Annotated in this window: 12 protein-coding genes; 6 read left to right on the top strand and 6 right to left on the bottom strand. The window is 73.2% G+C overall.

All coding sequences use genetic code 11. The features are described from left to right. From D471_RS34505 to D471_RS0114625, 4 genes are all read left to right on the top strand, one after another. Window positions 1–1069 (top strand): MFS transporter (locus D471_RS34505; protein ID WP_017599296.1); only part of this gene is annotated, 1069 nt, incomplete at its 5' end. A 119-nt stretch (window positions 1070–1188) separates the two neighbouring features. Next, on the top strand, window positions 1189–1782 hold the full coding sequence (locus D471_RS34510) for a TetR/AcrR family transcriptional regulator (RefSeq protein ID WP_040689730.1): 594 nt from the start codon (window positions 1189–1191) through the stop codon (window positions 1780–1782). Next, window positions 1779–2942, top strand: a complete 1164-nt coding sequence (locus D471_RS0114620) for an FAD-dependent monooxygenase (protein WP_026127737.1) — start codon at window positions 1779–1781, stop codon at window positions 2940–2942. Before D471_RS34510 ends, D471_RS0114620 begins: the two co-directional genes overlap by 4 nt. An 11-nt stretch (window positions 2943–2953) precedes the next feature. Beyond that, window positions 2954–3436, top strand: coding sequence for a nitroreductase family deazaflavin-dependent oxidoreductase (locus D471_RS0114625; RefSeq protein WP_017599299.1), 483 nt, complete (start codon window positions 2954–2956; stop codon window positions 3434–3436). Between the two features lie 57 nt (window positions 3437–3493). Here D471_RS0114625 and D471_RS41805 read toward each other — a convergent pair whose 3' ends face one another. The 4 genes from D471_RS41805 to argJ form a co-directional block, all read right to left on the bottom strand. Further along, complete coding sequence (locus tag D471_RS41805; RefSeq protein ID WP_017599300.1) at window positions 3494–3646, bottom strand: hypothetical protein; 153 nt, start codon at window positions 3644–3646, stop codon at window positions 3494–3496. A 60-nt stretch (window positions 3647–3706) separates the two neighbouring features. Continuing rightward, window positions 3707–4147 carry a hypothetical protein gene (locus D471_RS0114635; RefSeq protein WP_017599301.1) on the bottom strand — a complete coding sequence of 147 codons (441 nt, stop codon included), beginning with the start codon at window positions 4145–4147 and terminating at the stop codon, window positions 3707–3709. A 136-nt stretch (window positions 4148–4283) separates the two neighbouring features. Continuing rightward, the gene (locus D471_RS0114640) at window positions 4284–5273 is read right to left on the bottom strand and encodes an RNA polymerase subunit sigma-70 (RefSeq protein ID WP_017599302.1); all 990 of its coding nucleotides are present in this window, start codon (window positions 5271–5273) and stop codon (window positions 4284–4286) included. A gap of 59 nt (window positions 5274–5332) precedes the next feature. Continuing rightward, window positions 5333–6490, bottom strand: a complete 1158-nt coding sequence (gene argJ / locus D471_RS0114645) for a bifunctional glutamate N-acetyltransferase/amino-acid acetyltransferase ArgJ (protein ID WP_017599303.1) — start codon at window positions 6488–6490, stop codon at window positions 5333–5335. A 168-nt stretch (window positions 6491–6658) separates the two neighbouring features. Here argJ and D471_RS0114650 point away from each other — a divergent pair, with 168 nt between their 5' ends. Continuing rightward, on the top strand, window positions 6659–7693 hold the full coding sequence (locus D471_RS0114650; protein ID WP_017599304.1) for a serine hydrolase domain-containing protein: 1035 nt from the start codon (window positions 6659–6661) through the stop codon (window positions 7691–7693). Here D471_RS0114650 and otsB read toward each other — a convergent pair. Next, complete coding sequence (gene otsB, locus D471_RS0114655; RefSeq protein WP_017599305.1) at window positions 7662–8489, bottom strand: trehalose-phosphatase; 828 nt, start codon at window positions 8487–8489, stop codon at window positions 7662–7664. The genes D471_RS0114650 and otsB overlap by 32 nt on opposite strands. A gap of 211 nt (window positions 8490–8700) precedes the next feature. Then, on the bottom strand, window positions 8701–8985 hold the full coding sequence (locus D471_RS0114660; protein ID WP_017599306.1) for a DUF3263 domain-containing protein: 285 nt from the start codon (window positions 8983–8985) through the stop codon (window positions 8701–8703). A gap of 229 nt (window positions 8986–9214) precedes the next feature. Here D471_RS0114660 and D471_RS0114665 point away from each other — a divergent pair, with 229 nt between their 5' ends. Beyond that, on the top strand, window positions 9215–10495 hold the full coding sequence (locus D471_RS0114665; protein ID WP_026127738.1) for a S8 family serine peptidase: 1281 nt from the start codon (window positions 9215–9217) through the stop codon (window positions 10493–10495). The last annotated feature ends 36 nt before the right edge of the window (window positions 10496–10531 follow it).

Below are 10531 nucleotides of genomic sequence, written 5' to 3' on the forward strand. Positions count from 1 at the left end.
GGCGGTGTTCTTCATCAACCTCCCGGTCGGCGTGGTGACCGTCGTCCTGGCGCTGTGGCTGCTCGGCCCGAACCAGGCCACCGACCCGGGCGCCCGCATGGACCTCCCGGGCATCGCGCTGCTCAGCGTGGCGATGTTCGCGCTGGTCTGGGCTCTGGTGGAGGCGCCGACCGCCGGGTGGACCGCCCCGGTCACCCTGGGATCGCTCGCCGTCGCCCTCGTCGTGGGCGCGGCCTTCGTGCTCTGGGAGCGGCGGCCCCGGGACCCGCTCATCCCCCTGGGGCTCTTCGCGAACCCGTCGATCGCCATCGGCGCGGTGCTCACGGCGTGCATGGCGGTCAGCCTCATGGGCGGGCTGTTCTTCGTGACCTTCTACCTCCAGGGCGTGCGCGGGATGTCCCCGGCCGAGACCGGGCTCCAGCTGTTGCCGATGACCGCGACCATGGGCCTGACCTCGCCGATCGCCGGCCGGGTGCTGGACCGGGTGGGCGCCCGCGCTCCGACGACGGCCGGCCTGCTGATGTCGGCGCTCGGGATGTTCATGCTGTCCCGCCTGGACGGGGAGACCGGGGTCCCCTACATCTCCGTCGCGTTCGTCCTGGTCGGCATGGGGCTGAGCCTGGTCATGACCGGCGCCACGGCCGCGATCCTCGGCAACGCGCCGCTGCGCTTCGCGGGGGTGGCCTCGGCCGTGCAGCAGGCGGCCATGCAGCTGGGCGGCTCGCTGGGCACGGCGGCGCTGGGCGCGGTGATGTCGCTGAGCATCATGGCGACCCTGCCCGGCCACTTCGCCGCCGCCGGGCTGGCCGAACCGGCCGCGGGTGAGCTGACGGACATGCAGAGCGCCGTCGCCCAGGGCGGGTCCGTCATGCCGGAGGGGGCCTCCGCCGAGACCGTGCGAGCGGTCACCGAGGCCAGCAACCTGGCCTTCCTGGACGGGCTGCACCTGGCGTTCGGGATCGCCGCGGCGCTCATGCTGGCGTCGGCCGTGCTGTCGCTGTTCATGCGCGCGGGCCACCCGGCCGGTGAGGGCGAGGCCGAGGAGGCCGCGCCGGCCGTCCACGTGTAGGAGATCCGTTCCGGGCCCACCGGGTGCGCGACCGCGAGGTCGGCGACCGGTGGGCCCTCGTCGTCGTCCCGGCGCGGTGTGACTTGCGGGACCGTCGCGCGGCATGGTTGATTGGTCACATGACCAATTTAGTCGAGCGACCAAATTCCACTCGTGGGCGGCGCCGACGCGAGGAACTCGTCGAAGCCGGGCTCGCCCTGCTCGCCGAGGGCGGCTGGCCTGCCGTCACCACCCGCGCCGTGGCCGAGCGCGGCGGCGCCAACCAGGGGCTCATCCACTACCACTTCGGCGGCCTGCCCGCCCTGCGTCTGGAGATCGCGCGGCGGGCGGGCGACGCGGTGATGATGCCCGTCGTCGAGGCGCTGCTGGCCGCACCGGACGCGGGGTCCGCGCTCGACGCGATGCGGGGCGTGGTGCCCCGGGTCGGGGGCGACGAGAAGGTCGTGCGGCTGTCGGTGGAGCTCATCGTGGGGGCGATACGCCAGCCGGAGCTCGGCGACGCGCTGCGGGCGGGGCTGCGGGAGGCGCGCGGCCAGATCGCCGACTGGCTCGGGACGCTGAACCCCCACTGGTCCGCTGAGCGAAGGACGGGGACGGCGACGCTGGTGACGGCGTTGCTGGACGGGATGGTGCTGCACCACCTGCTGGACGCGGAGCTGTCCGTCGAGTCCGCGCTGGCGGCGCTGGGCGAGCTGATCGGGGCCGACTCATGAGGGTCTTGATCTCCGGCGGCGGGATCGCCGGTCTCACCCTCGCCTACTGGCTGCACCACTGGGGCCATACCCCCGTCGTGGTCGAGCGTGCGCCGCACGGACGGCTCGGCGGTTACGGCATCGACTTCTTCGGCACCGGTTACGACGTGGCCGCGCGCATGGGCATCGCCGATCGGCTCGCGGAGCGCCAGCTCCCGGCCGAGAGCATCTGCCACGTGGACGGGACGGGACGGGTCACGGCCCGGCTCGAGCGGCGACTGCTGGAGAAGGTGATCCGCGGACCGTATCTCGCCCTGATGCACACCACGCTGGAAGAGGCGTTGGGCGGGGCCGTGCGGGACAGGGTCGAGATCCGGTACGGACACCGCGTCGCCGCCGCCGAGCAGCGGGCCGACGGCGTCGACGTCACCTTCGCCGACGGCGGTCACGAGAGCTTCGACCTGCTCGTCGGCGCGGACGGGGTGCACTCGGCGACCCGTGAGCTCGCCTTCGGGCCGGAAGAACGGTTCGCGCGGCACCTGGGCTACGCGATGGCCTGCTATCCCGTGCCGGACACCTACGGGCTCGGTCCCCGGCGCGTCCACTACAACGAGCCCGGCCGCCAGACGGTCCTGTACCCCACCGGCGGGCCCGGCGAGCTGATCGCGCTCTTCCTCTACCGCACGGCCGAACGGTCCGTCCCGCCGCGAACCGAGCGGCGCGACGCACTGCGCGGCGCCTTCTCCGACACGGGCTGGCTCACACCCCGGCTGCTCGCCGAGGCACCGCGAGACGACCTGTTCATGGACGGCCTCACCCAGATCGCCATGCCGTCCTGGCACACCGGCCGCATCGCCCTGGTCGGCGACGCCTGCGGAGCGATGACCCTGACCTCCGCGCAGGGCGCGTCCATGGCCATGGCCGGCGGCTACCTGCTGGCCCGGGCACTGCACCGGCACGACGACCACCGGGCCGCCTTCCACACGTACGAAGCGCGGTTGCGCCCCGTCGTGCGGCAGCGCCAGCGGCGCGCCCGCGCCCTCGCCCGTTCCCTCGTCCCGGCGACCGGTGTCGGCCTCGTCGCCCAGAGCGCCGTCACCCGGCTCATCCTGCGCGACGCCTTCACCGGCCTGCTGCGCCGCGGTTACGGCGACACCACCAGCGTCCTCACCCACGCCTGAAAGGCACCGCCATGGAGATCACCCAGCGCCCAGCGCCGCCGACCGGCATCCGCCGCCTGCTGTTCCGGGCCCCCATCCACCTCTACCGCATGCGCCTGGGCTGGCTCTTCGGCGGCCGGTTCCTCCTGCTGAACCACACCGGCCGCGTGTCGGGCAAGCGGCGCCAGGTCGTCATCGAGGTCGTCGAACACGACCGGACGGACGACAGCTACGTGGTCTGCTCCGGGTTCGGCCCGAAGGCCGCCTGGTACCAGAACCTCCTGGCCACACCCGAGAGCAGCATCCGGGTCGGGCTGCGCACCGTCCCCGTCACCGCCCACCCCCTCGGCACGGAGGAGGGCGGCGACTTCATGGCCCGCTACGCGCCCCGCCACCCCAAGGCGGCGCGCAGACTCGTGCGCTTCATGGGCTTCTCCGTCGACGGTTCCCAGGAGGACTACCGCGCGGTCGGGCGGCATCTGCCCTTCGTCCGTCTCCGCCCCCGCCCGTCATGAGGGGTCGCCGTATGACTGCCACACCCGTGTCCAGGGGCGCGGTCCCGCCCACCGCCGTCAGCCCCGGGCGTCGCGGGCGATGCGGTAGAGCACGTTCGGCCGCAGGGGACCCTCGGGCGCGGCGGGGTCGGCGTTCATCGCCGCCCAGGGGTCGAGATCGGACTCCCGCCACGGACGAAGGGTGAGGCGGTCGGTGCGCGGTTCGGTCATGGGACCCAGCCAACGCGGATCCGCGCCCCGGGGCAACCGCCCCTCCCCTCGGGAACGGCCTCAGCCGATCCGGGTCATGGAGGACTCGTAACCGCCGCCGCCCGGGTAGGTCCACGGACCGCTCACGGTGTCACCGTCCGGCGAGAACGTCCCCTCGTAGAACGCGGGCGATCCCTTCTCCCCCGCCCAGATGATGAGCGTGTCACCCTCCAGTTCGTAGACGTAGTCGAAGGTGTTGCCCTGGGCGTCGTAGAACCGCGACCGGATGTCGGCGCTCGGCTCCTCGGCGCCGAACGGCCTCTCCCGGCCGATGACCTCCATGCCGGTGATCTCCTGCCCGTGCTGGACCAGCCTGACGTCCTGGACGAGGAAGTGCCGCCCCGGCATCCACCGGAAGGTGACGGTCCCCTCCGCGCCTCCGCCGACCTTCCAGGTGCCCACCAGGCGGTCCAGGGCGCTCAGGGCGGGGTCGGGGGTCGCGGTCCTCGTGTACTCGGTCATGGCGGTCGCCTTTCCTGGGTTCCCGGCGGCGGTTCGCTGCCGCCGCCCTGTCACCCGTATGACCGCCGCGCTCCGGAAAAGGAATCGGTCCCGCGTGGGAAATCCCCGGACCGGGGCGTGTCTCGCGGAACACGTCCTACGGCTCACGGGTCAACGGCAGCCCGAACGCGGGCAGGATCTCGGGGCCGAACGTGGTGATCTCCGCGATGCGGCCGTCCTCGATCCGCAGGACGTCCAGATTGACCGCCGTGTACGCGTCCTCTCCCGGGGCACGCACGTAGTTGACGGCGGCCGGTCGGCGGTTGGCGGCCACCGGCACCGAGATCCACGAACCCCATGCCTCGTCACCGGTGAGGACCGGACGCCACATGTCGAGGATCGCCGCGCGGCCGTCGTAGACCAGCGACGCGGGCGGCATGGTCTGGCGCGCGTCCTCGCGCAGCAGGGCGGCCAACCCCTCCAGATCGGCGTTCTGGGACGCCGCCACGAAGCGGCGAAGGACGGCGCGTTCCTCCTCGCTGGGCGCCGTGGCCGGACCCCACTCCGCCCGGCGCGGCGGTAGGACGTCCCGCAGGGTGGCCCGGGCCCGCTGGAGCGCGCTCTTGACGGAGGGAACGGTCATCTCCAGCGCGCTCGCGGTGTGGTCGGCGGTCCACCCGACGACGTCACGCAGGATGAGCACGGCGCGCTGGCGCGGCGGCAGGTGCTGGAGGGTGGCGAGGAAGGCGAGTTCGACGGTCTCGCGCGCGACCGCCCGCGCCTCCGGCCCCTCCTCCTCCGGCGCGGCGCGGTCCAGGAGTTCGTCCGGGTAGGGCTGGAGCCAGGTGACCTCGGTGAACGGCGAGGCGCCGGGCGCCGTGGCGTTCGGATCCCGACGCGGACCGCGCCGGGCCAGGGCGTCCAGGCAGACGTTGGTCGCGATCCGGTACAGCCAGGCGCGGAACGTGGAGCGCCCCTCGAAGCTGGCGCGGTTGCGCCAGGCCCGCAGCAGGGCCTCCTGCACCATGTCCTCGGCCTCGGTGAAGGAGCCCGTCATGCGGTAGCAGTGCACGCGCAGCTCGTGGCGGTGGCGTTCGGCGTGCTCGGCGAAGACGGCCTCGTCGTCGGTCACGCTGGTGTCCGGCACGTTCGGCCGCCCTCCTCTGGGAGCCCCCCACGGAGGGCTCCCACGCGTTCGTCGTCGGATCAGGTGGTGTAGTCGGCGTTGATCCGGATGTAGCCCTCGGTCAGGTCGCAGCCGTACACGGTGAAGGCGCCGTCGGCGATCCCCAGGTCCACGGAGATCACCACCTCGTCGCCCTTCATGTGCTCGGCGGCGCGGGCCAGGACCTCGTCGGTGGCCTCGGCCGGGAACGTCTCCACGTCCCCGAAGAGGATCCGCACGCGGTCCGGCTCGACGTCGGTCTCGTCCTCGCACTTGCCGATCGCCATCGCCACCCGGCCCCAGTTCGGGTCCGCGCCGTGCACGGCCGTCTTCACCAGCGGCGAGTTCACGACCGTCTTGCCGATCCGCTTGGCCTGGGCGTCGTCGCGCGCACCGGTCACCCGCACCTCGACCAGCTTGCTGGCGCCCTCGCCGTCGGAGGCGATCATCCGCACCAGCTCGAGTGCCACCCCGTACAGCGCCTCCTCGAACTCCGCCGTGTCCACCGGACCGGCGAGCCCGTTGGCGAAGATCGCCGCCGAGTCGCTGGTGGAGGTGTCCGTGTCGATGCTCAGGGCGTTGAACGTGCGGTCCACGACCCGGCGGAACACCGCGTCCAGCACCGGCTGGTCGAGGTCGGCGTCGGTGAAGAACCAGGCCAGCATGGTCGCCATGTTGGGCTCGATCATGCCGACGCCCTTGGCGATGCCGGTCACCGTGGCCGACCCCGCCCGGGCCGAGGCCGTCTTGGGGTGGGTGTCGGTGGTCATCATCGCCGCCGCCGCACGGTCCAGATCGGCCGGGGGGAACTCGGCGGGCAGCGCGTCCAGGTGCGCCCGGACCTTGTCCATCGGGTACGGCTTGCCGATCACTCCCGTGGAGGCGATGAGGATCTCCTCGGGCTCCACCCCCGCCGCGCGCGCCACGCGCTCTCGCACCTCGCGGGCGTTGGCCTCGCCCGTCATGGTGGCCACGTTGGCGTTGCGCGCGATGACCGTGACACCGCGCGCTCGGCCGTCCGCCGCCGCCTGACGGCTGATCACCACGCTCGACCCGGCGAACCGGGACTTGGTGAACACGGCCGACACGTGTGCGGGAACCTCGGACACCACGGCGAAGAAGTCGTCCTTGGGGTCCTTGATCCCGATGTTGCCCGCGACGCCGCGGAATCCGGCGGGTACGGGGGTCTGGCTGCTCATCGTCCTCCTCCGAGCTCGATGGGCGACACCTTACTTCCTGCTCTGACCAGCAGGCATTACGGGCGTGGCCGATGAGGGTTTCGTACCGTGCGTGACCAGCGCGGGTGTGACAACGAGTGAGTAACGGGGTATCCGCCGAGAGGGTGACCACCACGGGGGAGGCGTGTCGTGCGTGACGGTGACTGGCTCACGGAGACCGGGGGGCGGATCCGCGGAGTCCTGAAGGTGATGGTGGACGCCGGGTGGATGCCCGGCGGCGCCGCGGTCATCGGGACCGGCGGGATGTGGGAGTTCGTCGCGGTCGGGAGAGTGGACGGGGAGGCGGAGACCGCCCCGGACGTGTTCTACGACGTCGCGAGCCTGACCAAGGTCATGGCCACCTGGCCGCTCGTGGGCCGGGCCGTCGGCGAGGGGGTTCTCGACCTGGACGCCCCGATGTCCGAATACCTGTCCGCCGACGGCCTCCCGGGCGCCGGCGTGACCATCCGCGAGATCCTCACCCACACGAGCGGACTCAACCCGGTGACCTGGCTGGAGCGCTACGTGGGCACCGACCAGGACCTGGCCGAGGCGATCCTGGCCGACCCCTTGGAGGACCGCGGCCACCACCGGTACGTCGACCGCGGCTTCATCCTGCTCGGGCTGCTCCTGGAACGCCGGTACGGGGCCCGCCTGGACCGACTGGCCGACGACCTGTGGGACGAACTGGGGATGCGCTCCACGACCTTCGGCCCGCTGGCGCGTTCTCCCTCCGTGGCACCGACCGAGCGCCGTCTGGCCGGCGCCGCTCCCGGGTGGGGGGTGGTCCACGACGAGGCGGCGGCGCTCATGGGCGGCGTGGCGGGGCACGCCGGGGTGTTCACCACCGCCATCGACCTGGGCGCCTTCGCCCGCGAGCTGCTCCGGATCGGTGAGGGCTGCGGCGGTCCGGTCCCGTCGCCGTTCGCGCGGGAGAGCTGGCAGCCGCACGTGGACGCGGGCCACCGCCTCGGGCGGGGACTGGGATGGCTGGTCACCCCGGAAGGGGTCGTCTACCACAACGGGTACACCGGGACCAGCCTGTTCATGCACCCCGCCAGCGGCCGCTACGTCGGCGTGCTCACCAACGCCGTGCACTACGGCCGGGAGCGGACGGGGCTGGGGGAGTTGCGTTCGGCGGCGCGGGCCGCGCTCACGCCCCAGGCCCACGGATCGACGCCGTGAGGTCGGCGATGAGGTCGCTCAGCCCGGCGGGGCCGGGAACGACGAGGTCCGCGGCTTCGGCCACGGCGGTGACCTCCTCGGAGGAGGAGCACACGGTCAGCCCGGCGACGCCGTGCGCGCGCAGGTCGGCCACGGCGTCGAAGGCGGGCAGGTCGCCGAGGTCGTCGCCCGCGTAGAGGACCGTGCGCGCGTCCGACGTCCGCACCAGCTCGGTCAGTGCCGCACCCTTGTCCACACCCTGTGGACGGAGCTCGACCACCATTCGCCCGGGCTCCACCCGTAGCTCGGCCCGCTCGGCCAGCGCCTTCAGGGACGGGGTCAACAGGGCGAGCGCGCCGTCGGGGTCGGCGGTGCGGCGGGTGTGCACGGCCAGAGAACGGCCCTTGTCCTCGATCCACGTGCCCTCCGGCGCGCCGACGCGGTCGATCAGGCCGGGGAGCTCACGTCGGACCAGGTCCACGCCGGGCGGAGGGTCGGCGGCCAGAACGCGCCCGTCGGCCCAGCGCTCGGCCCCGTAGTGGCCGAGGACGGTGATGCCGGGAACCCGGTCGAGCCCACCCAGGCGCACGGCGGTGGCGGCGGGGCGGCCGGTGACCACGGCGACGGAGCCGATGAGTCCGGCCAGTTCGGCGAGGCGGTCCACGACACCGGGGAAGGGCGCGGATGTGCGCGGGTCGTCGACGATGGGAGCCAGGGTTCCGTCGAAGTCGAAGGCGGCCAGGGCCTTGGCGGGCCCGGCCAGGAGGGAGTCGAGCGCGGCGCGTCCGGCGTCCGTACTCGGTCGGGGCAGGGACATGCGCGTGCCTTTCGGGTCGCGGCGGTCGGAGCCGTCCGGGCGGTCAGGGTACCGGTCCGCCCTCGATCGACGCCTCCGGCGCGGTGTCCCCTTCCGGGGGGCGGTGCCGCAAGGGGGTGGCCCGTGCGACCCGCCCGGGGCTCCTACTCGGTCGAGGAGGGGTCATCCGCGGCGGAGGGTGGGCCGGGGCGACCGGTGCGTTCGGGCGGGGTCAGAGCCGTATTCCGAGTTGGCGTGCGTTGCGTTGGCGCCGTCTGTCGGCACGCAGCCGACGCAGGCGTTTGACGGTCATGGGGTCGAAGGCGAGTGCCTCGGGCCGCTCCACCAGCCCGTTGAGCAGTTGGTAGTAGCGGGTCGCGGAGAACCCGAACTCGTCACGGATCGCCTGTTCCTTGGAGCCCTCGAACTTCCACCACTGGCGTTCGAAGGCGAGGATGCGTTGTTCGCGTTCGGCGAGGGCCGACTGACCGTCCTCGGTTGGACCGATATTCGGCATGGGACACCCCCTGGACGGGAAATTGGATGGTCCGGATCGGCGCGACTCATGCTAGCGACTCGACATGCCGGATGAGGAGCGCGGACGTGAGGACTGGCACGGGGGATACAGTTGCGTTTCCTCACCGTCCGGCCACTTGTACACGCCGGAATCCTGTGCTCGTGACAGAATTGCGGTGGTCCGGGGGAGGGCCGTGAAACGCTGGCCGCAACGTTCGAGGGAGCCCGTCGTGCTCGGGGGCAACAACCGTAACAGGACACGCAAGCGTCGCTTCGGAGCCGCGGGATGCGCGGTCGCCACCGTGATCGGTCTCACGGCCGCCCCGGCGGCGGCCGACGGCGACGGTCTCCCCGACCTCCGTCCCGAGCAGTGGGGCCTGGTGTCGATCGGCGCCCAGGAGGAGTGGGCGGTCACCCAGGGCCAGGGCGCCGTCGTCGCCCTGCCCGGAGTCCCGGTCCCGGAGGAACACCCCGACCTCGTGGACAACGTCCGCGTCGACACCGAGTTCGGCGCCAACGAGGGCGACCTCGACGAGGGCACCGCGCTGGCGGCCCTGGTCGCCAGCCACGGGCACGGACGCGACGCCGAGGGCGGTGTGCTCGGTGTGGCCCCGGAGGCCGGCCTGCTGGTCCTGCCCACCGACGACGCGCTCCCGGACGCGGTCCGCTACGCGGCCGACGAGGGCGCCCACGTCATCCTGCTGCCCGAGGCGGTCGGCACCGGAGCGACGGACGGGGCCGCCGGCCCCACGGGGACCACCGGCGCGGCCGGTACCGGAACCACCGGCGGAACGGTCGGCGCCGACGGCGCCGGGGAGATCAGCGCGGTGGACGCCCCCGATGACGACCTGCGCGCCGCGACCCGGGAGGCGACCGAGTCCGGCGTCCTGGTCGTGGGTCCGGCGGGGGGCGACGACCCCAGCGTCCTCTCCGTCGCCGGGGTCGACGAGAACGGCGCCCTGATCCCCGACAGCCCCGCGACGCAGACCATCGAACTCACCGCCCCCGGCGCCGACCTGGCCGTCGCGGACGCGGACGGCGGACAGGGCCAGGTGACCGGGACCCCCTACGCCGCCGCCATGGCGGCCGGGGCCGCGGCACTGCTGCGCGCGGAGTACCCGCGACTGAGCGTCGAGCAGATCCGTCAGTCGCTCGTGGAGGGATCCCAGGAGGGCCCGGACGGGCTGCCCACGCTCCACCTGCCCTCGGCCCAGGCCCAGGCCGCCGAGAGCGCCGGGGGCGTTCCGCTCGAGGACCTGGCCGACCGCGCGGACCAGGGACCGCGCGTCCCCCTGTGGGCCTGGTTCGCCAGCATCGGCGCGGTGCTGGTCCTGGGCGTCCTCCTGGCCGTGGTGTGGGTGCGGCGCTCGACCGCCGATCCCTACGGCGTGCGTGAGGAGCGCCGCGAGGAGGAAGAGGGGATCGCCGCCGAACGCGGCAGGGAGGCCGGGGAGCAGGAGCCGCCGTCGCGTCGGAAGGGCGGTCGGCGCCGCAAACCGCGCGGGAGGTAGCCGGCGGACCGTGCGGGGGGGGTCGGCGTCCGGCGT

Origin of the sequence: Nocardiopsis lucentensis DSM 44048 (genome assembly GCF_000341125.1) — a bacterium.
Taxonomy (GTDB): domain Bacteria; phylum Actinomycetota; class Actinomycetes; order Streptosporangiales; family Streptosporangiaceae; genus Nocardiopsis; species Nocardiopsis lucentensis.